Genomic DNA, 19673 nt, shown 5'->3' on the forward strand with positions numbered 1-19673 from the left:
GGAGGGTCGTCACGGCGACGCCCCAGCCGTCGTCGACGTCGCCGACCCGGTGCGCGTCGGGCACCACCACGTCGTCGAGGAACACCTCGTTGAAGGGGGCTCGGCGGCGGGCACGGACGCCGGATCAGTGGCCGGATCAGTGGCGGGCTGCGCGTGCGCGCCCGTGCTGTGCCGCTCCTTGTGCGGGGTCGCGTGCCCCGTGTCGGGCATCGTGCCGGCGGGGGCGGTCGTGATGACCGTGGGGCCGGCCGCGGCGGGCCCGAAGCCGGCGTGCCGGAACGCCGGCACCACCACCGTGACGAGCACGGCGGCGCTCACCAGCAGGGCGGCGGAGACCGCCAGCCCGGCCCGGTTGAACGCCTGCCCGACGCGCCGCGTCTGCTCGCTGTCGCGGGCGGCCGGGCCGGTGCCGAGAGCGGAGTGATACGTCCCGGGCGCGGGATACGCCCCGCCGGAGCTCTGCGCGCCCGCTCCGGGTGGACGTCCGGCGTGGAAGGACGCGCCCTCCGGCAGGTGGTAGCCGTGCGGCGTGCCGGTCGCCTCGGGCCGGGCGACCGGACCGGAACCCGCCAGCGCGTACGCGGGCACGGCCGCGGCCACGGGCCCCGATGCGGGCCCGGAATCCGTTCCGGAGGCGGGCCGTGGGCCGGCCGGGTCGGACGGCCACGAGGACGGGGTGCGCAGGATGTGCGGCGGTGGCGAGCGCAGCACCTCCGCCGGGACGCCGTCCGCATCGCCCAGCAGCTCCAGCAGCAGCTCCCTGCTGCTCGGCCGGTTGCGCGCGTCCTTGTCCAGGCACGCGGCCACGATCTCCCGCAGCCGCCCGTCCAGCCGACCCAGCTCCGGCGGCGCGGTGAGGATGCGGTGCAGGACCGGCGCCACCGAGTCCTGGCCGAACGGCGCGACCGCGTTGGCCGCGAAGCACATGGTGGCGCCCCACGAGAACACGTCGGCCGCCCCGGTCACCGCCGAGGCGGTGATCTGCTCGGGCGCCATGTACGCGGGAGTGCCGACGCCCCTGCCGCTGACCGTGGCCGCCGCGTCGAGCGCCCGCGCCAGGCCGAAGTCGATGACGCGCGGCCCGTCGTCGCCGAGCAGCACGTTCTGCGGCTTGAAGTCGCGGTGGACGATGCCGGCCCGGTGGATCGCCGCGAGCGCCGTCGCGGTGCTGACCGCCAGCCGTTCCAGCGCGGCGCCGCCGCGCGGCCCGGTGAGCACGACGTGCCGTTGCAGTGACGGCCCGTCGACGTACTCGCTCACGATGTACGGCCGGCCCTCGTCGAAGCCGGCCTCGATGACCTGCGCGGTGCAGAACCTGGCCACGTGCTTGGCCAGCTCCACCTCCCGCAGGAACGCCGCCCGCTCGTCCCCCACGGGGCCGTGCAGCAGCTTGACCGCGTATCTCTCCTCGCCGTCGCCCTTCTCGCCGTAGCTTTCGTCGCCGTAGCTCTCGTCGCCGGAGCTCTCCTCGCCGTGACTCTCCTCGCCCCTCGAACCGAGGAACACCACGCCCTGACCGCCCTCGCCCAGGCGCCCGGTCAGCTCGTACGAGCCGAGCCGCCGCGGGTCCCCCGTCCTGAGCGGCTGCGCCGTTGGCACGGGGCGCCTCCCCTCGCCGCCACCCCACATCACCTTCCACTGAAGGCAACCGGCGGCGGAGAGTCAACGGCCCAGCGCCTTTCGCCACCGGACCGTGACACTCAAGGTCAGAAAGCCGCCGGACATTTCCCGAAGTGGTGACATCCATGGCACCGCCGAGCCGTACAACCCTCACTCTCGCGGTCATCCCGCCTGTCAGGCGGCGATGAGCCGGGCATATTCGTCCAGCACGGGCAGCACCACATCGGCCGGCCCGCTCGGCAGGCTCGCCACGGTCTCCTCGATCCCGAGCTCCGCGTAGTAGTCGAGCTTCTCGCGCGTCGGCAGCGTGCCGAACGGGATCACCCGGGCCGGCGGGCGGCCGGCCTTCTCGCACGCCTCGCGCAGCGCCGGGAGGGCGGCCTTGATGCCCTTGCCGCCGATCGGCATCCAGCCCTCGGCGTACTCGGCGACGTGCGCGAACATCGTCGGCCCCGCCGCGCCGCCGATGTAGACGGGCGGGCCGGAGACGGGCTTGGGCCACGACCAGGACGGCTCGAACCGGGTGAAGCGGCCCTCGTAGGAGGCCACCTCGTCACGCCACAGCGACCGCATGGCCAGCACGTGCTCGCGCGTCACCTCGCGCCGCGTCCCGTACGGCACGTCGTGGTCGGCCATCTCCTCGGCGTTCCAGCCGAAGCCGACGCCGAGCACCAGGCGCCCTCCCGACAGATGGTCCAGGGTGGCGACGGCCTTGGCGGTGACCACGGGGTCACGCTGGGCGGCGAGCAGGATGCCGGTGCCCACGCGCAGCCGCTCGGTGACGGCGGCGGCGTAGGAGAGCGCGACCAGCGGGTCCAGGGTGCGCTTGTACGACTCGGGCAGCTCCTCCTCCCCGTTGGGCGGGGGCGTGCGGCGGGAGACGGGGATGTGGGTGTGCTCGGGCACGTAGAGGGAGGCGAAGCCGCGCTCCTCGGCCGCCCTGGCCAGCTCGTGGACCGGCATGGCCCGGTCCGTGGTGAACATCGTGACCCCGAGCCGCATGCGCCCTCCCTAGGTCAACCAAGCGATTGCTCGGCTAAGATTTCTAGAGTAGCTTGCCGCTCAGAGAAACGCCCCGCGGAAAGAGGTCTCCCGGTGAAGTTTTCCATCTTCCTGAATCCGCAGATTCCAGGCTCCGGATACGCGGCTGAGGAGAACGCCAAGGCCAAGCGCCCCATCGGGCGGGACACGGAGTCGTACCAGCGGCTGTTGCAGGAGGTGCGGGAGATCGCCGTCCACGCCGACCAGATCGGCTTCGACGCGCTGATGATGACCGAGCACCACTTCCACTCGGAGGGCATGGAGTTCTCGGTCAACCCCCTCATGTTCCTCACCGACCTGGCGGCCAGGACCGAGCGCATCCTGCTCGCGCCGCTCGGCATGGTGCTGCCCGCCTGGGACCCGATCAGGGCCGCCGAGGACGTGGCACTGCTCGACCAGTTCTGCAAGGGACGGCTGCGGCTGGGCGTGGCCCGGGGCTACCAGAACCGGTGGATGAACGTGCTCGGCCAGCGCTGGCACGCGGCGGCGGCCCGCTCCGACGGCTCGGCCTCCGACACGCGCAACTTCGACGTCTTCGGGGAGGTGCTGAAGATCATGAAGATGGCGTGGACCCAGGAGACGCTCCGCTACAAGTCGGACGTCCTGGACTACCAGGTGCCGTACCCGTTCGAGGGCATCGAGGGCTGGCCCGCCCAGGAGTGGACCCGGACCTTCGGCGCCCCGGGCGAGCTGGACGACGAGGGCAAGGTGCAGGCCGTCTCGGTCTGCCCCCGGCCGTACCAGAACCCCTACCCGGAGCTGTGGCAGCCGTTCACCATCTCCGACCGTTCGGTCATCAGGGCGGCGCAGGAGGACATCCTGCCGTGGATGTTCACCCCCGACCCCGACGACCACGCCGCCAAGGCCAAGCTCTACCAGGAGGAGTCCGCCCGGCAGGGCCGCGACTACAAGCTGGGCGAGCACACCGGCATCCTCAAGATCGTCGGTATCGCTGATACGACCGAGCAGGCGATCAACACCTTCGGCCGGAGCATCCCCAAGGACTTCGCCGCCTTCTTCGGCCCGTTCGGCTACCTGGAGGTGCTGCGCAAGAAGGAGGACGAGAAGCACAAGCCCATCTCGCCGGAGAAGGGCGACGCCAAGCGGATGAACGACGTCGAGATGGCGCTGTTCGGCACCCCCGACGACGTCAAGCGCGGCATCCAGCGGATGCTCGACCGGATGCCGGACCTGGAGTGGTTCGGCCTGTACATGCAGGGCCAGCAGGGGGTGCTGCCGCTCGACACGGTCAAGCGCAACCTGGAGCTGTTCGCCACCAAGGTCATCCCGGAGTTCCGGTGAGGTTCTGGCTGGGGGCCTCGTTCGCGGACACCGGCCAGTTCCTGGAGCTGGCGCGGGCGGCCGAGCGGTGCGGCTTCGACACGCTGACGCTGTCGGACCACCTGTTCTACGCCGACTTCGCCTCGCCGTACCCCTACTCCCGCTCGGGCCGGCCGCGCTGGGACGCGCGCACGCACTGGCCGGACGTGTGGGTGACGATCGGGGCGATGGCCGCCGTGACGAGCACGCTGCGCTTCTCGCCGAACGTCTACATCGCCCCGGCCCGGGACCTGTTCACCGTGGCCAAGCAGGTGTCGACGGCGGCGGTACTGTCCGGTGACCGGGTGAGCTTCGGGGTGGGCGTCGGGTGGTGCAAGGAGGAGTTCCTGGCCACCGGGCAGGACTTCCACACGAGGGGCCGCCGGCTCGACGCGATGATCCCGCTGCTGCGCGAGCTGTGGACGGGCCGCGCCGTGACGGTGGACGGCCTGCCCGAGCTGTCGATCGCGCCCACGCCGCGGCGGCCCGTCCCCGTGATCGTCGGCGGGGACAGTGAGGCCGCGCTGCGCCGCGCCGCCCGGCTCGGCGACGGCTGGATCGGCAACCGCGTCTACACCGAGGAGCAGTTCGACACCGTGCTGGGTGACCTGCGGGCGCTGCTGCGCGAGCACGGCCGCGACGGCAGCGACTTCGAGGTCATCGCGCCGCTGGCCGTCATGCCCGACGCCGCGACCTACCGCCGCTTCGCCGCCAAGGGCGTCACGGGGACGATGGCCGCGCCGTGGTGGCTGGCCACGCCGGAGGAGAAGGCCCGGTACGGCGAGGGGACCCTGGAACTCAAGATCGCCACGATGGAGCGCTTCGCCGAGGAGGTCATCGCCAAGATCTGACCGCGCCGCCCCAGGCCGGCCCCGAGCCGTCCCGGGCCGTCCCACCCGCGCCGACCGTCCCACCGCGCCGCCGGGGACATCCGTGGCGGGCCGCCGGAGCGATACCCTCGTGCCGTGCTGGAATCCATCGCGGCCACGCGCTACGTGACGCCGCTGCGGGAGGGCGGATCGCTGCCGGGCGTCGTCGAGGCCGACGACCTGGGCACGTACGTGGTGAAGTTCCGCGAGGCCGGCCAGGGCCGGCGGGTCCTCGTCGCCGAGATCATCTGCGCGGAGCTGGCCAGGCGGCTCGGCCTGCGAACCCCCGACCTCAAGATCATCGATCTCGACCCGCAGCTCGGCGTCCGGGAGCCGGACGAGGAGGTGCAGGACCTGCTCAAGGCCAGCGCCGGCCACAACCTGGCGATCGACTTCCTGCCCGGCGCGCTCGGCTTCGAGCCGCTCACCTCGGCGCCCGACCCGACGTTCGCCTCCCGGGTCGTCTGGTTCGACGGCCTCGTCCACAACATCGACCGGAGCTGGCGCAACCCCAACCTGCTCGTCTGGCACGGCGAGATCTGGCTGATCGACCACGGCGCGGCCCTGTGGTTCCACCACAACTGGAAGACCGCCGACCCGCAACGGCCCTTCGACGCGGGCGACCACGTGCTGGCCCCCTTCGCCACCGGGGTCGAGGCCGCCGGGGCCGAGCTGGCCGCGCGGATCACGCCGGAGCTGCTGCGGACCGTCACGGCGCTGGTCCCCGACGAGTGGCTCGACGGCGAGCCGGGCTTCGCCTCCGCCCAGGACGTCCGCGACGCCTACGTCGAGCACCTGCTGAGCCGCGCCCACGGGCCCCGCGCGTGGCTGACCCACGAGCCGCCGCCCGCACGGCGGGCGGGGCCGGGATCGGTCGGCGAGTTCTGGCGGGGAGACGGCCGATGAGCGCCACGGAGCCCATGGTGAGAGACGTCTACGAGTACGCCGTGATCCGCGTCGTGCCCCGGGTGGAGCGCGGCGAGCAGATCAACGCGGGCGTGCTGCTCTACTGCCAGCCGCGCGGCTACCTGTGCGCGCGGGTGCACCTGGACACCGTGCGCTTGCACGCCCTCGACCCGGACGCCGACGCCGACGCCGTACGGCGGGCCCTCGGCGCGTACGAGCTGGCCTGCGGCGAGCAGTCGGGGCCGCTGGCCGCGGAGCCGCTCGGCGGCAGGTTCCGCTGGCTGACGGCGCCGCGCAGCACGATCGTGCAGACCGGCCCGGTCCACGCGGGGCTCACCGCGGACCCCGGCACGGAGCTGGCCCGGCTCTTCGACAAGCTCGTGCGGCTCTAGAACAGGACCGACATGCTCTAGAAGAGGACGGACATGCCCCTAGAAAAGGACGGACATGAACGTGTCGACCTCGTGGAAGCCGACCCTGCGGTAGACGGCCCGGGCCGGGGTGTTGAAGTCGTTGACGTACAGGGTGACGACCGGCGCGAAGCACGCCAGCGCGGCCTCGACGACCGCCGCCATGCCGGTGACGGCGAAGCCCTGGCCGCGCAGCTCCGGGTCCACCCACACGCCCTGCACCTGGCAGGCGAACGGGGTCACCGCGCCGATCTCGGCCTTGAACACCACCCGGCCGTCCTCGATGCGCGCGTACGAGCGGCCGATGCGGATCAGCTCCGACACGCGGGTGCGGTAGAGGGCGCCGCCGTCGCCGAGGTTGGGCGACACGCCGACCTCCTCGGTGAACATCGCCACGCACGCCGGCAGGACGATGTCGAACTCCTCCGGCCGTACCCGGCGCACCAGCGGATCGGCGGGCACGGGCGACTTGTGGGAGGTGGCCATGACCGGCTGCGCCCACCGGATGGCCCGCGCCCTGCCCCAGTACGGCTCCAGCCGCTCCCACAGCAGCGAGACGGCGTCGGCCGGGCCCACGATGGACGAGCAGCGCCGTCCCTGCTTGCGCGCACGGTCGGCGAAAGCGTGCACGGCCTCCGGGCCGGCGTTGACCGGGACCAGGTTGGCGCCGGCATAACACAACGAGACGAGCCCGCCACGCGGCCCGAACCCCCACATCTGCCCGCCGAGCCGCGCCTGGTTGAGGCCGACGGTCCGCACGCGGGAGGCGACGAAGACGTTCGCGACCGGGTCGCTGTCGAGCAAGGCCAGAGCCTCGTCCCGGTCGCTGTCATCGAGCACGCGCGACGCCGAGGTACGCAGCATCACATGGTCAGACTACGCGAAGCCCCACCGATTAGCTCATCCTGACAGGGCCTCGGCGAGCCTTTCCTGTCCGCGGGCGTGCCGGACGGCCGTCCGGCCCACCGGCTGGGGCTCCGGCAGGGCGGGACACGCGGCCGTCCGCTCCGGCACCTTACCGCCGGCGAGGTAGGCGGTCAGGTGCCGGTCGACGCAGGCGTTGCCCGCCAGGGAGATGCCGTGGTTGCCGCCGCCCTCGACGACCATCCGCGCCGTCGGGAACCTGCGCAGCATGCCGAGCGCGCCCGAGTACGGCGTGGCGGCGTCGCCCCGGGACTGGATCATGAGGATGGGCGGCAGGCCGGCGCGTCCATGGACGTCCACCGGGCTCCGGCCCTGCTGCGGCCAGAACGCGCAGGGGGCGTTGAACCAGGCGTTCGGCCAGGTCAGGAACGGGGCGCGGCGGTGCAGGGCAGCCATGTCGGTCTGCCAGGTGGCCCAGTCGCTGGGCCACGGCGCGTCGGTGCACTGGACGCTCAGGTAGACGGCGTAGCCGTTCTCGTCCTCGGCGGCGTGGCCGCCGAGGCGGTCGTAGTCGTCGAGCAGGCCACGCACGTCGCCCTGCCGCACGTACCGGGACCAGACGGAGGCCAGCTCGGGCCAGAGCCGGTCGGTGTAGCCGCCGGCGGTGAAGACGTCGTCGAGCTCGCTCGGCCCCACCACGCCGCCGGCCGGGCGCTCGCGCAGCCGGGCGCGCATCGCGTACCACGCGAACGAGGTCTGCTCCTCGGTACGGCCGAGCCGGTAGACGTCGTTGTGCCGGGCGACCCAGGCCAGGAAGTCGCGGTGCCGCCGGTCGAAGGCGACGTCCTGGTTGAGGTTGGCCTGGTACCAGACGGCGCCCGGGTCGACGGAGCTGTCGAGGACCAGGCGGCGCACCCGCTCCGGGAAGAGCGTGGCGTAGACGGCGCCGAGGTAGGTGCCGTAGGAGTAGCCGAGGTAGGAGATCTTCTCCTCGCCGAGCGCGGCGCGGACGCGGTCGATGTCGCGGGCGGCGTCGGCGGTGGTCATGTGCGGCAGCAGCCACGCCCACAGGTCGCCGCACCGGCCGGCGTACTGCCGGGCCCTGCCAAGCAGGACGGCCTCGTCGGCGGCGTCGCGCGGCACGGCGTCGGCGCGGGGCGGGGCGTAGTAGGTGCCGGGGTCCACGCAGTGCATGGCGGGCTCGCTGCCGCCGACGCCGCGCGGGTCGAACCCGACGACATCGTAGCGGCCGGCGACCTCGTCGGGCAGGGCGCCGGCGACGAACTCGGCCAGCTTGCGCCCGGAGGCGCCCGGGCCGCCGGGGTTCACCAGCAGGGTGCCGAGGTAGCGGCCACCGTCGCGCGGGACGGTGGCCGGGATCCGGTTGACGGCGATCGTGAGGGTGCGGCCGAGGGGCTGCCGGTAGTCGAGGGGGACCCGGACGGCGCCGCACTCGGTGTGGGCGCCGTGCGCGGTGGCGGCCTGCGCCGGGGAGTCTGCCCTGTCAGCGGCGGGACACGCTCCCCACACGACGGACGGGGCAGCCGAGCCGGTGGACCGGGCGGTCGTGCCGGTGGACCCGGTGGCCGTGCCGGTGGGCTGGATGGCCGTACCGGTGGACGCCACAGTTAGGGCCGCGGGGGTCTCGCCGGCCGCCGCCGGGTCGCCTCCGGCGCTCACCACCCCACCGGCCAGCGTCACCACCGCCGCCACGACCCGGACACACCGCTTCACCCGTCTCATGACTACAGATGCTGCCTGCCCGTGACCGGGCCGGCGTGCCGCATGACCGAACCCTTGCCATTATGTAATGAGTCGATGGCTTACCGTTACGCTTGCCAGGTGAGCGGGGGTGGCCAGCTCAGGCGACGGTGACCTGCGGGCCGGGGGCGTCGTCGTCGAGGTCGACCTCCACGCCCATCTCCTCGGCCAGCCGCAGCGCCTCCTCGATGAGCGTCTCGACGATCTGCGACTCCGGCACGGTCTTGATGACCTCGCCCTTGACGAAGATCTGGCCCTTGCCGTTGCCGGACGCCACGCCCAGGTCGGCCTCGCGCGCCTCGCCGGGCCCGTTGACGACGCAGCCCATGACGGCGACGCGCAGCGGCACCTTCATGCCCTCCAGCCCGGCCTGCACCTGCTCGGCCAGCGTGTAGACGTCGACCTGGGCGCGACCGCACGACGGGCAGGAGACGATCTCCAGGCCGCGCTCGCGCAGCCCGAGCGACTCCAGGATCTGCGTGCCGACCTTGACCTCCTCGACCGGGGGCGCGGACAGCGAGACGCGGATCGTGTCGCCGATGCCCTCGGCCAGCAGCGCGCCGAACGCGACGGCCGACTTGATCGTGCCCTGGAAGGCGGGGCCGGCCTCGGTGACGCCCAGGTGCAGGGGGTAGTCGCACCTGGCGGCCAGCAGCCGGTAGGCGTTGATCATGACGACGGGGTCGTTGTGCTTGACCGAGATCTTGATGTCGCGGAAGCCGTGCTCCTCGAACAGCGAGCACTCCCACAGCGCCGACTCGACCAGCGCCTCCGGTGTAGCCTTGCCGTACTTCTGGAGCAGGCGCGGGTCGAGGGAGCCGGCGTTGACCCCGATGCGGATGGGCACGCCGTGGTCGGCCGCCGCCTTGGCGATCTCGCCCACCTTGTCGTCGAACTTCTTGATGTTGCCCGGGTTGACGCGCACCGCCGCGCAGCCCGCCTCGATGGCGGCGAAGACGTACTTGGGCTGGAAGTGGATGTCGGCGATCACCGGGATCTGCGACTTCCTGGCGATGATCGGCAGCGCGTCGGCGTCGTCCTGCGACGGCACGGCCACGCGGACGATCTGGCAGCCGGAGGCCGTGAGCTCGGCGATCTGTTGCAGGGTGGAGTTGACGTCGGCGGTGACCGTGGTGGTCATGGACTGCACGGAGACCGGCGCGTCGCCCCCCACGAGCACGTCGCCGACCCTGATCTGGCGGGAGTGGCGGCGTTCGGCGAGCGGCTTGGGGCGGACCGTCGGTATGCCGAGTGCTACAGAAGACATTTCAACCCTTTGGTGTCGAAGACGATGTCCAGTCTAGGAAGTCAGCGGGACTGCCCTGCCGCCAGCTCCGCCGCCCGGGCCCGGGCCCAGGCGTCGGCGGCCAGCACCTCCTCCACGGAGCCGGCCGGAGTGACCTCGTGCTCCGCCACGACCCGGGCCACGGTGTCGACGATGGCGAGGAACGGCAGCTCCCCGCGCAGGAACACCTCCAGGCACGCCTCGTTGGCGGCGTTGTAGACGGCGGGCGCGGTGCCGCCGGCCTCGCCGACGTGGCGGGCCAGCGCGACGGCGGGGAACGCCTCGTCGTCCAGGGGCTCGAAGGTCCAGGTGTGGGCCCTGGTCCAGTCGACGGGCGGGGCGGCGCCGGCCAGGCGGCCGGGGTGTCCGAGGGCGAGCGCGATGGGCAGCCGCATGTCGGGCGGGCTCGCCTGGGCGATGGTGGAGCCGTCGACGTACTCCACCATGGAGTGGATGATCGACTGGGGGTGGACCACGACGTCGATCCGGTCGAACCCGAGGTCGAACAGCAGGTGCGCCTCGATGACCTCCAACCCCTTGTTGACCAGGGTGGCGGAGTTGACGGTGATCATGGGGCCCATCGACCAGGTGGGGTGGGCCAGCGCCATCTCAGGCGTCACGTCGGCCATCTCGGCGCGGCTCCTGCCCCGGAACGGCCCGCCGCTGGCCGTGACGACCAGCTTCCTGACCACGTCGGGGTCGTAGCCGTGGGGGCCGGCGGCCCACAGGCACTGCTGCAAGGCCGAGTGCTCGGAGTCGACGGGGACGATCTGGCCCGGCTTGGCCAGCCGCTTGACCAGCGGCCCGCCGACGATCAGCGACTCCTTGTTGGCCAGCGCGAGCGTGCGGCCCGCCTCCAGGGCGACCAGCGTGGAGGTGAGGCCGAGCGCCCCGGTGATGCCGTTGAGCACGATGTCGCACCGCCACCCGGCCACCTCGGCGACCCCGTCCGGGCCGCCGAGCACCACGGGCCCGGCGCCGAGGGCGGCCAGCGCCTCCTTCAGCTCCGGCACACGCGCGGCGTCGGCCACCGCGACGACCTCGGCGCCCAGCTCGGCGGCCTGCCGGGCGAGCAGGTCGACCCGGCCGCCCCCGGCCGCCAGACCGGCGACCCGGAACCTTCCGGGGTTGGCGGTGACGACGTCGAGGGCCTGGGTCCCGATCGAGCCGGTGGAGCCGAGAACGACGACGGATCGGAGGGTCTCTGCATGCACGCGTCCATTCTCCCCGCTCGCCGGCTCCCCCGGGCACGCGGCCGTGACCCGCCGGAAACCGGTGGCATATGTGACCGTCCGTACCGTACGGCATTCGTACGGTAATGGAGCCATATCCGTCTGCGCATACCTTGAGAAAAACCCGAGATCCCGCACGTACCTCCCCATGGCAGATCCGGTTTCGGGAGGTACGTAATGCACCGTAGAGTCGCCCTGCTCTCCGCCGTCGCGCTCGCCACGACGACCGTGACGGCCGCCCTGGCCACCGCACCGGCTCAGGCCGGGTCCCGGGCCGGGTCAGGCGCCGGTTCACAGGTCATCTCGGGGACCGCCGCCGAGCCCGGCCCGGTCCGGTGGTCCACCACGAACTCCTCGTCCGAGCGGACGTCCGTCCTGCGGTACTGGACGTCGCAGCGCATGCTGGCGGCGCGGCCCCTCGACGCGCCCGCGCCCCGGCGCACCACCCGCTCCGGCGGCCCGACGCAGGGCAGTCCCTGGGCCACGCGCGGCGCCTCGGCGGCCCTCCCCCAGCGCGGCCCGCTACGCGTCACGACCGTGGCCGCGCGGCGGCAGGCGCAGGCGCCCGACAGCACCGGGCTGCGCTGGACCGACGGCGGCGCCGTCGTGCGCACGGTCGGCCGGGTCTTCTTCACCACCGCCGGCGGCGGCAACGCCTCCTGCTCCGGCACGGCCGTGACCAGCGCCAACAAGAGCGTCGTGATGACCGCCGGGCACTGCGTGAAGATGGACGGCGCCGCCCACCGCAACTGGGTGTTCGTCCCGGGCTTCGACAACGGCCGCCGGCCCTTCGGCACCTGGGTGGCCACCAGGCTGCTGACCACCCAGCAGTGGAACGCCCGCGAGGACATCAACTTCGACATCGGCGCCGCCGTGGTGGCGCCGCTGCAGGGCCGCGCGCTGGTGGACGCCGTGGGCGGCCAGGGCGTGGCGTTCAACCAGCCCAGAGGGCGCCAGACGTTCGCCTTCGGCTTCCCGGCGGCGGCGCCGTTCGACGGCTCGGCGCTGATCTACTGCAGCGGGCGCACGTTCGACGACACCGTCATGACGCGCGACCTGGGGCTGGCCTGCCGGATGACCGGGGGTTCCAGCGGCGGCCCGTGGTTCCGGGGCTTCGACGAGTCGACCGGCCTCGGCTGGCTCAACTCCGTCAACAGCTTCAAGTACAACTTCGCCCCGAACGTCATGATGGGTCCGTTCTTCGGGAACGAGGCCCAGGCCCTTTACCAGGCGGCGCAGACCACCAACGCGCTGTGAAGCTTTTCACCGGATGTAGTCACAAGACCACATGACGTAGTGCACACTCGGTTGCCATGACCCTGAGCTCCCCTCTGCTGGCGGCCGTTCCGCTCGTCGCGGGGCTGATGGGGCCCGCCCTCATCGGCGCGACGCCGGAGCCCCCGAGCCGGCCCGGCCGTCCTCCCGCCGCCCCCGCGCCCTCCCCGGCCCGCACCCCGTCCACCGGGCTCCCGTCCGGAGGCCCCGCCGAGCCCCGGTCCGGGGACCGGGGCGGGGCCGTCGTGGAGCATGTGGCCGCGCGCGTGCCCGCCGACCGTAGCCGCGTGCTCGGCTACTGGACGCGGGAGCGGATGGCCCGCGCCCTGCCCATCAACCTGCTCGACGGCGTACCACGCGGCGGGCTGCTGGGCGGCGGGTCGCGCGGCGGCCTGCTCGGCGGCGTGACGGGCCGATCGGGCCTGTCCACCGCCCCGGGCCTGTCCCACGGCGCGCTCAAGCTCCTCCCCCGCCGCCCCCCGCCACCCGCCCGACCGGCGAGCGCCGCACCGGAGAGCCGCACGGCCGACGCCCCAGTGGGCCGCGCGGCCGACGCACCGGAGAGCCGCACGGCCGGAGCACCGGAGGGCCGGGTGGCCGAGCGCCGCCACCAGTCGGCCCGGCCGCAGCTCATCACGGCCGGCTCACGCTGGACCACCGGCGGCGCCGTGACCCGGACGACCGGCCGGGTGTTCATGACCCTGCGCGGCGTGGACTTCGTCTGCTCCGCCGGCACCGTGCGCAGCGCCAACCGCGACGTCGTCGTCACCGCCGGGCACTGCGTCAAGGACGGCACCGGCCCGTGGGCGGAGAACTGGACGTTCGTCCCCGGCTACCGGGAGGGCGGCGGCGAGCCGTTCGGCAGGTACGCGGCGCGCCGCATGTTCGTCGCGGGGCCGTGGTCGCGCTCGGCCGACGACGACTACGACGTGGGCATGGTGGCGCTGACGACCTGGGCGGACCGGCACGTCACCGACGCGGTGGGGGCCCAGGAGATCGCCTTCAACACCGGGCGCGGCGGCCAGGCGTTCGGCTTCGGCTACCCGGCCGACCCGCCCTACACGGGCGAGCACCTCGTCTACTGCGCCGGCAAGCTGCGCAACGACCCCCACGGTCAGACCCGCGACCAGGGACTCGGCTGCGACATGACGGCCGGGTCGAGCGGCGGCCCCTGGCTGTCCGGCTTCGACCACGCCACCGGCTGGGGCACGATGACGTCGCTGAGCAGCTTCAAGTACAGCGACGACCGCCGCACCATGTACGGCCCCTACTTCGGCGACACGATCAAGACCCTCTTCACCACCGCCGAACGCGCCTGACGCACCTCGCCCCAGCCGTTCGGGCGGTGGGCCGCGCCGGGCTCCAGCCGCCGGGGCCCGGCCGCCGGCCGGCCGTGACGGACCGTCAGAGGGTGAGCCCGGTGATCACCATGACCTTCTCGTAGGTGAGGTCGCTCATCGCCGAGGCCAGGCCCTCGCGGCCGACGCCCGAGTCCTTCACCCCGCCGTACGGCATCTGGTCGGCCCGGTACGACGGCACGTCACCGATGATGACGCCGCCCACCTCCAGCTCCCGGTTGGCCCGGAAGGCGGCGTCCAGCGACCGCGTGAACACCCCGGCCTGCAGCCCGTACGCCGAGTCGTTGACCATGGCGTACGCCTCGTCCATCGACGCGGCCCGCTGGAGGATCATGACGGGGCCGAAGACCTCCTCGCGCGCCACCTTGGCGTCGGCGGGCACGTCGGCGAGGACCGTGGGCGTGATGGTGGCGCCCTCTCGGGTGCCGCCGGCGAGCACACGGGCGCCGCCGTCCACCGCCTCCTTGACCCACTGCTCGACCCGCTCGGCCGCCGCCTGCGACACGAGCGGCCCGACCTGGGTCTTCTCGTCGGCGGGGTCGCCCGTGACGAGCGCGCCGACGGCCGGGAGCAGCCGCTCGACGAACGCGTCGTACACCGGCTCCTCGACGATGACCCGCTGCACGGCGATGCAGCTCTGACCGGCCTGGTAGTTGGAGTACAGCGCGACGCGGGTGGCCGCCCAGTCGAGGTCGGCGTCGGCCAGCACCACGGCCGCGGCGTTGCCGCCGAGCTCCAGCGTCACGTGCTTGCGCGGAACCTGGTCGGCGATCGCGTACCCGACCGGCGCCGAGCCGGTGAACGACACGACGGGCAGCCGCGGGTCCTGGACCAGCGCGCCGGCGCGGTCGTTCTCGACCGGCAGGATGGAGAACATCCCGGCCGGCAGGTCGGTCTCCGCCAGGATCTCGCCGAGCACGAGCGAGGTGAGCGGCGTGGCCGGCGCCGGCTTCACGATCACGGGCGCGCCGACGGCGATCGCGGGCGCGACCTTGTGGGCGACCAGGTTCAGCGGGAAGTTGAACGGGGTGATCGCCAGCACCGGCCCGTACGGCACGCGCGAGACGTAGGCCAGCCGGCCGGCGGCGGCCGGCTCGGTGTCGAGCCGCTGCACCTCCCCCGACCAGCGACGGGTCTCCTCGGCGGCGAACCGGAAGGTCGCGACGGCCCGGGCGACCTCGCCCCGCGCCCACAGGATGGGCTTGCCGTTCTCGGCGGTGATCAGCCGGGCGATCTCGTCGGCCCGCTCGGCGAGGCGGCGCGACACGTGGGCCAGGGCCTCCGCGCGCACGTGCACGGGCAGCGCGGCTGCCTGCCGGGCCACCTCCGCGGCGGCCGCGACGGCCTCCTCGACCTGGGCGTCGGTCGGCACGGAGTGCCTGCCGACCTCGCGACCGTCGAGGGGATTGGTGACGGTGAGCTCGGTGTCCCCGGTGGCGGGGCGTCCTGCGAGCCAGAAGGTGCGCACGTCCATACCTCTGACGTTATGCCACCGCGACCTTCGGCCGATTTGGCCACGACGCACAAACCCCCCGAAGCGGCCCGCCGGTGCGTACAACCCGAAGTCATGCGGGCTCCTGGTGTGCCCGCAGGAAGTCCAGGACGATCGCGGCCGTCTCGTCGGGACTCTCGTAGTGCGGCAGATGCCCCACACCGTCGAGCAGGCGGAGGTCGGCGCGGGAGAACACGGTGCGCAGGACCTCCTCCGGCGGCATCGGGGTCACGGGGTCCTGGCGTCCCCACACCACCTGAACCGGAACGTCTCGGGTGTCGACGAACCGATACAGGTACTCGGCTCCGTGGAAGGGGACGTTGCCGAGCGCGGAGAGCAGGCTGCCCTTGAAGCCCCGGTAGCGAAGCTCCGGCAGCAGGCGCGCCTGGATGCGGGCCACCACCCGCTGGTCGCGCGAGTAGCCGGGCAGGCGGGACTTCAACGCCCGGTCCCCGAAGACCTGGAAGAAGGGCAGACCTATGCCGGGCAGCATGGCCAGGCGCAGCCCGCGGTTGAGCGGGGTGGCGAATCCGTCGGGCGAGACCAGGCACAGGCGGGCGACCCGTTCGGGGTGGTGCACGGCGAACTCGGCCGCGATCGGCCCGCCGAACGCCAGGGCGACGAGTGTCACCGGGCGGTCGACGCCGAGCGTGTCCAGCAGGTCGATGATCTGCTCTTCGAACAGTTGCTGGTTGTAGTCCACCTCGGGACGGTCGCTGAAGCCGAGGCCGTAGCGGTCGTAGCGGATGGTGCGGTATCCGGCCCGGGCCAGCCGTTCGTACAGGCCGTCCCACACCCACAGGGACAGGGTCGCTCCGGGGATGAACAGGATCGGCTCTCCCGATTCGGGGCCGTCCGTCACGACGTGCGTCGTGCCGTGGCTGAGCCGGACGAACGACCCGGGCGCGTCCTGCCTGGCGCGGGCGTCCATCGGGACGCTCTCACCACGGGAGCGGTTCAGCAGAGCGGGAAGGGCGACCGCCGTGGCGGCCAGGGCGAGCGCGGAGCGCAGGCGCATGGGTTGTCACTCCTTCGGGAAGGGGGACGTGTAAGCTAATGACCGTTGGTCAGTCAACTGACCGCTGGTCAGTCTGTACGAATGACCAACGGTCAGTCAAGCGATCGTGGAGGCATGGCCATGAGCAGGGGCCCGGAGGCCGCGCGCAAACGCGTGATCAAGCCGGCCGGCGAACGCCGCGCCGAACTGCTGGACGCGGCCATGGACGTCTTCACCGAGCGCGGGGTGGCCGACGCCACCGTCAGCGACATCACCGCGCGGGCGGAGGTCGCCAAGGGCAGCTTCTACCTGCACTTCTCGGCCAAGGAGCAGGTCGTGGCCGCCCTCTGGGAGCGGTACGTGGCGGGCTATCTCGAGCTCGCCGAAGCCGTCCTCGCCGACCGGACACCCCAGGACGACTGGATCGACGTGCTCACGGCGCTGCTGGAGCGCCTGATCGACCACGCCATGGAGCACGCCGGCCTGCACCGCGTCGTCTACGGCTCCGCCGACGCCAAGGCCCTCGCCCTGTGCTGGGAGACCAACCAGCAGGTCATCGACCTGCTGGCTGAGGCGATCAAACGGGGGATGACCGCCGGAGTCCTACGACCGGGCACGCCCGAGGTCTTCGCCCGCATCGCCTACCACGGGGTACACGGCGCCCTGCACGACATGATCTCCGGCACGGCGCCGTACGACAAGGAGGAGGTCGTCGCGAGCGTGCGCGACATCGTCGACCGCGTCCTCGGCCGCGACCGGTGACCCCGGCTCCCTGCTCCCGCCGGCGCGCGGAAGAGGACGGCGTCCGCCGACCTCGTCCGGACCCCCTCCTTTACCCACCATGTAACAGAAGTAGACCTAATTCGGGATGTTTACCGTGCGGAGCGGTTTGAATCATCCCCGCCCTGGCTAAGTCAACGTGTGCGGGTCTCCAGCGCGGTGGGCCCCCGAGCAGAAAGGCGTGGGCCCATGACCTCCTCGGCGCCGCTTGGACTTCAGGGCGCCTACCTGCTGGGCGAACGGGCGAGCCACGACGAGCTGCGTTCCAGGCTCCTGGACGTCGCCGTCAACCTGCTGGTGAGCGACGGGCCGGAGAGCCTGACCATGCGCAGGATCGCCAGCGAGGCCGGCTGCACCACCACCGTGATCTACACGATGTTCGGCAACCGGGAGGGACTCGCCGAGGCCCTCTACCTGGAGGGCTTCGAGCGCTTCAGGCGGTTCCTGGAGGCCGTGCCGCAGCGCGACAACCCCTTCGAGTACCTGTCGGCCCTCGGCCCCGCCTACCGTCAGGCGTGCCTGGCCGAGCCCGGCTACTACAGCCTCATGTTCGAGCGGGCCATCCCCGGATTCGAGCCGAGCGAGCGCGCCAGAACCCTGGCCCGCGCCGCGCTGAACATCCTCGACCGGGTCATCGCCGACTGCATCTCGGCCGGCTACCTCGTCCCGACCCAGCCGCGCAAGATCGCCGACGCGCTCTGGGCGGCGGCGCAGGGGGCCGTCAGCCTCGAACGGGCCGGCCACCTGCGCGACGCCCACACCTACGAGGCGGTCACTACGGCGACGATCTGCTGCTATCTGGTGTCCAAGCAGTAGGCGCGTCAGCGGGCGGCCGCGCGGAGGAAGCGGTGGCCGCCAGCGCGATCCACAGCTCGGCCCGTACGCCCGGGTCGTCGAGGTCCCGTCCGAGGAGCTCGGCCACGCGCCGCATCCGGTAGCGCAGGGTGTGGCGGTGCACGCCGAGCCGCTGGGCCGCCGCGTCCCAGTGGCCGTTGCAGCTCAGGTAGGCGCGCAGCGACTCGACGAGGTCGGCGCGGGAGCCGTACCGGGTGAGCGGGGTGAGCAGCGCGTCCGCGAACGCCCGCGCGGCGCCCGGGTCGAGCAACCTCAGCAGCCCCTGCCCGGCCAGGTCGGCGAACCGCACCACCTCACCGTCGCCGGCCGCCGCCAGTGCGCGGCGCGCCTGGTCGAGGGCGCCGGCCAGCTCGCCGTACGAGCAGGGGGCGCTCACACCGACGGGCCCGCCGGCGAAGGCGGCCACCTCCTCGGCGCCTTCCTCCACGACGGCCACCATCAGCCTCTCGCCCCCCGCCCTGCCGCGTGCCGCCGCGGGATCGGCACTGTGCGCCTTCCCGCCCGGCGCGGGAGACGCCGACAACGCCGGGGACGCCAGGAACGCCGGGGACGCCGGGAGCAGGGCCGTGAAGGCGTGGGGCTCCAGGGCCTCCTCCAGGACCTCCAGGGTCTCCGCCCGGGCCGCCAGCACGGTCAGCGGCTCCTCGGGCAGCCGTACGCCGACCGGGTCCAGCACCGCACGACCCTGCTCGTACGCCCCGGCGAGCAGGAGCTCCAGTACGGCGGAGCACAGCCGCCGCTCCGCCTCCAGCCGGGCACCGCCCTGTTCGAGCGCCAGCGTGAGCAGTGAGGCGGCGGCGTTGAGCACCGTGTGACCCACCGGCGAGAAGGGCCGGGGCGAGCCGGCCGCGAAGAACCCGCGCGGCCGTGGCCCCCCGCCGAGCGGCAGCACCACCGTGCGTCCCTCGGGCCCGGAGAGCGCCAGGCTGGCGGGCCGCCCCGCCTGAGCCGCCGACGCCCCCGGTCGCCCGCCTTGCGCATCGGGCCGGCCAGGCAGCGCGCCCAGACGGCCGAGCTCGGCCGTCACCGTGCCGACCTGGGCGCCGGGTGTCGCGTGGCGGACCTCTCCGGCCTCGTCGAGCAGCGCCGCCCACCCGCTGATCTCCTTGGCCAGCCGGTCGATCACCGCGTGCGGCCCCTCCTGACGCAGGGCGGCGCGCGTCAGCCGGCCCTGCGCCGCGAAGGCGCGCTTGATCTCGTCGTACTGCTCGGCCGCCAGCAGCTCGCTGACCGCCTTGCCGATCGCGATGAACGGCGTCTCGCGCGGCACCTCCAGCAGCGGGAGCCCTGCTTGCGAGGCGGCCCGCACCAGGCCCGGCGGCACCTCGTCGTGCGTCAGGCCGACCCCGAAGCCGAGCCCCGCGACCCCCCGCGCCACCAATCGGGCGACATATCCGGAAAAATCGGATTCGAGGCGCATTCCAGTGGTCAGGAGCAGCTCGTCCCCCTCCAGGTACGGGGTCGGATCCTCCAGCTCGCTGACCGCGACCCACCGGACCACGACCCCCTCGATCGACCCGGCGAGCGGCCGCAGCCCCATCCGCCGCACCACGACCCGAAGCGAAGGCGCCATCCGAGAGAGTTGTCCATTCCGGCGAAGGCAAGTGC

At 72.9% G+C, this 19673-nt stretch carries 17 protein-coding genes; 8 read left to right on the top strand and 9 right to left on the bottom strand.

The features are described 5' to 3' along the window. Positions 1–9: 9 nt before the first annotated feature. Positions 10–1599: a protein kinase gene (locus ABZS51_RS32990; RefSeq protein ID WP_355449328.1), complete on the bottom strand. Its 1590-nt coding sequence runs from the start codon at positions 1597–1599 to the stop codon at positions 10–12. 195 nt (positions 1600–1794) lie between these two features. After that, entirely contained in the window at positions 1795–2622 is an 828-nt protein-coding gene (locus ABZS51_RS32995; protein ID WP_355449330.1) for an LLM class F420-dependent oxidoreductase, read from the bottom strand. 93 nt (positions 2623–2715) lie between these two features. Between ABZS51_RS32995 and ABZS51_RS33000 the strand changes: the two genes are divergently transcribed. From ABZS51_RS33000 to ABZS51_RS33015, 4 genes are all read left to right on the top strand, one after another. Beyond that, positions 2716–3963 carry an LLM class flavin-dependent oxidoreductase gene (locus tag ABZS51_RS33000; RefSeq protein ID WP_355449333.1) on the top strand — a complete coding sequence of 416 codons (1248 nt, stop codon included), beginning with the start codon at positions 2716–2718 and terminating at the stop codon, positions 3961–3963. Further along, entirely contained in the window at positions 3960–4832 is an 873-nt protein-coding gene (locus ABZS51_RS33005) for a TIGR03619 family F420-dependent LLM class oxidoreductase (protein ID WP_355449336.1), read from the top strand. Before ABZS51_RS33000 ends, ABZS51_RS33005 begins: the two co-directional genes overlap by 4 nt. Positions 4833–4946: 114 nt before the next feature. Next, positions 4947–5756: a HipA family kinase gene (locus ABZS51_RS33010; protein ID WP_355449339.1), complete on the top strand. Its 810-nt coding sequence runs from the start codon at positions 4947–4949 to the stop codon at positions 5754–5756. Next, the gene (locus tag ABZS51_RS33015; RefSeq protein ID WP_355449342.1) at positions 5753–6148 is read left to right on the top strand and encodes a DUF3037 domain-containing protein; all 396 of its coding nucleotides are present in this window, start codon (positions 5753–5755) and stop codon (positions 6146–6148) included. The genes ABZS51_RS33010 and ABZS51_RS33015 overlap by 4 nt, the downstream gene beginning before the upstream one ends. A gap of 39 nt (positions 6149–6187) precedes the next feature. On the opposite strand, the gene ABZS51_RS33020 is transcribed toward ABZS51_RS33015, so the two are convergent. From ABZS51_RS33020 to dxr, 4 genes are all read right to left on the bottom strand, one after another. Beyond that, a complete protein-coding gene (locus ABZS51_RS33020) occupies positions 6188–7030 on the bottom strand; it encodes a GNAT family N-acetyltransferase (protein WP_310716635.1) in 843 nt (280 codons plus the stop codon). A gap of 36 nt (positions 7031–7066) precedes the next feature. Continuing rightward, positions 7067–8773 (bottom strand): alpha/beta hydrolase, encoded by a 1707-nt coding sequence (locus tag ABZS51_RS33025; RefSeq protein WP_355449345.1) that lies wholly within the window; start codon positions 8771–8773, stop codon positions 7067–7069. 118 nt (positions 8774–8891) lie between these two features. Further along, a complete protein-coding gene (gene ispG / locus ABZS51_RS33030; protein ID WP_310716606.1) occupies positions 8892–10058 on the bottom strand; it encodes a flavodoxin-dependent (E)-4-hydroxy-3-methylbut-2-enyl-diphosphate synthase in 1167 nt (388 codons plus the stop codon). Between the two features lie 41 nt (positions 10059–10099). Further along, positions 10100–11290 (bottom strand): 1-deoxy-D-xylulose-5-phosphate reductoisomerase, encoded by a 1191-nt coding sequence (gene dxr / locus ABZS51_RS33035; RefSeq protein WP_355449348.1) that lies wholly within the window; start codon positions 11288–11290, stop codon positions 10100–10102. A gap of 195 nt (positions 11291–11485) precedes the next feature. On the opposite strand from dxr, the gene ABZS51_RS33040 reads away from it, so the two are divergent. Then, positions 11486–12565 (top strand): peptidase, encoded by a 1080-nt coding sequence (locus tag ABZS51_RS33040; RefSeq protein WP_355449351.1) that lies wholly within the window; start codon positions 11486–11488, stop codon positions 12563–12565. 56 nt (positions 12566–12621) lie between these two features. Continuing rightward, positions 12622–13902, top strand: a complete 1281-nt coding sequence (locus tag ABZS51_RS33045) for a hypothetical protein (RefSeq protein ID WP_355449353.1) — start codon at positions 12622–12624, stop codon at positions 13900–13902. Between the two features lie 85 nt (positions 13903–13987). Here the strand turns inward: ABZS51_RS33045 and ABZS51_RS33050 are convergent, their stop codons facing one another. Together ABZS51_RS33050 and ABZS51_RS33055 are read right to left on the bottom strand one after the other, a co-directional pair. Next, positions 13988–15415 (bottom strand): aldehyde dehydrogenase family protein, encoded by a 1428-nt coding sequence (locus ABZS51_RS33050; RefSeq protein WP_355449356.1) that lies wholly within the window; start codon positions 15413–15415, stop codon positions 13988–13990. 91 nt (positions 15416–15506) lie between these two features. Next, positions 15507–16451 (bottom strand): alpha/beta hydrolase, encoded by a 945-nt coding sequence (locus tag ABZS51_RS33055; RefSeq protein WP_355449359.1) that lies wholly within the window; start codon positions 16449–16451, stop codon positions 15507–15509. Positions 16452–16571: 120 nt separating this feature from the next. On the opposite strand from ABZS51_RS33055, the gene ABZS51_RS33060 reads away from it, so the two are divergent. Together ABZS51_RS33060 and ABZS51_RS33065 are read left to right on the top strand one after the other, a co-directional pair. Continuing rightward, positions 16572–17192 (top strand): TetR/AcrR family transcriptional regulator, encoded by a 621-nt coding sequence (locus ABZS51_RS33060; RefSeq protein WP_355449362.1) that lies wholly within the window; start codon positions 16572–16574, stop codon positions 17190–17192. 207 nt (positions 17193–17399) lie between these two features. Further along, on the top strand, positions 17400–18026 hold the full coding sequence (locus ABZS51_RS33065; RefSeq protein WP_355449365.1) for a TetR/AcrR family transcriptional regulator: 627 nt from the start codon (positions 17400–17402) through the stop codon (positions 18024–18026). On the opposite strand, the gene ABZS51_RS33070 is transcribed toward ABZS51_RS33065, so the two are convergent. Then, the gene (locus tag ABZS51_RS33070) at positions 17986–19638 is read right to left on the bottom strand and encodes a PucR family transcriptional regulator (protein WP_355449368.1); all 1653 of its coding nucleotides are present in this window, start codon (positions 19636–19638) and stop codon (positions 17986–17988) included. The two genes, ABZS51_RS33065 and ABZS51_RS33070, sit on opposite strands and share 41 nt — an antisense overlap. Positions 19639–19673 lie beyond the last annotated feature (35 nt).

Origin of the sequence: Nonomuraea sp. NPDC005501 (assembly GCF_040605905.1) — a bacterium.
GTDB lineage: Bacteria > Actinomycetota > Actinomycetes > Streptosporangiales > Streptosporangiaceae > Nonomuraea.

What these genes read in the sequence shown, in the direction of transcription:
- ispG (WP_310716606.1), bottom strand. Translation starts at nt 10,058, where the DNA reads ATGTCTTCTGTAGCACTCGGCATACCGACGGTCCGCCCCAAGCCGCTC.
- ABZS51_RS33070 (WP_355449368.1), bottom strand. Translation starts at nt 19,638, where the DNA reads ATGGCGCCTTCGCTTCGGGTCGTGGTGCGGCGGATGGGGCTGCGGCCG.
- ABZS51_RS33020 (WP_310716635.1), bottom strand. Translation starts at nt 7,030, where the DNA reads ATGCTGCGTACCTCGGCGTCGCGCGTGCTCGATGACAGCGACCGGGAC.
- ABZS51_RS33040 (WP_355449351.1), top strand. Translation starts at nt 11,486, where the DNA reads ATGCACCGTAGAGTCGCCCTGCTCTCCGCCGTCGCGCTCGCCACGACG.
- ABZS51_RS33050 (WP_355449356.1), bottom strand. Translation starts at nt 15,415, where the DNA reads ATGGACGTGCGCACCTTCTGGCTCGCAGGACGCCCCGCCACCGGGGAC.
- ABZS51_RS33045 (WP_355449353.1), top strand. Translation starts at nt 12,622, where the DNA reads ATGACCCTGAGCTCCCCTCTGCTGGCGGCCGTTCCGCTCGTCGCGGGG.
- ABZS51_RS33025 (WP_355449345.1), bottom strand. Translation starts at nt 8,773, where the DNA reads ATGAGACGGGTGAAGCGGTGTGTCCGGGTCGTGGCGGCGGTGGTGACG.
- ABZS51_RS33065 (WP_355449365.1), top strand. Translation starts at nt 17,400, where the DNA reads ATGACCTCCTCGGCGCCGCTTGGACTTCAGGGCGCCTACCTGCTGGGC.
- ABZS51_RS33055 (WP_355449359.1), bottom strand. Translation starts at nt 16,451, where the DNA reads ATGCGCCTGCGCTCCGCGCTCGCCCTGGCCGCCACGGCGGTCGCCCTT.
- ABZS51_RS32995 (WP_355449330.1), bottom strand. Translation starts at nt 2,622, where the DNA reads ATGCGGCTCGGGGTCACGATGTTCACCACGGACCGGGCCATGCCGGTC.
- ABZS51_RS33060 (WP_355449362.1), top strand. Translation starts at nt 16,572, where the DNA reads ATGAGCAGGGGCCCGGAGGCCGCGCGCAAACGCGTGATCAAGCCGGCC.
- ABZS51_RS33015 (WP_355449342.1), top strand. Translation starts at nt 5,753, where the DNA reads ATGAGCGCCACGGAGCCCATGGTGAGAGACGTCTACGAGTACGCCGTG.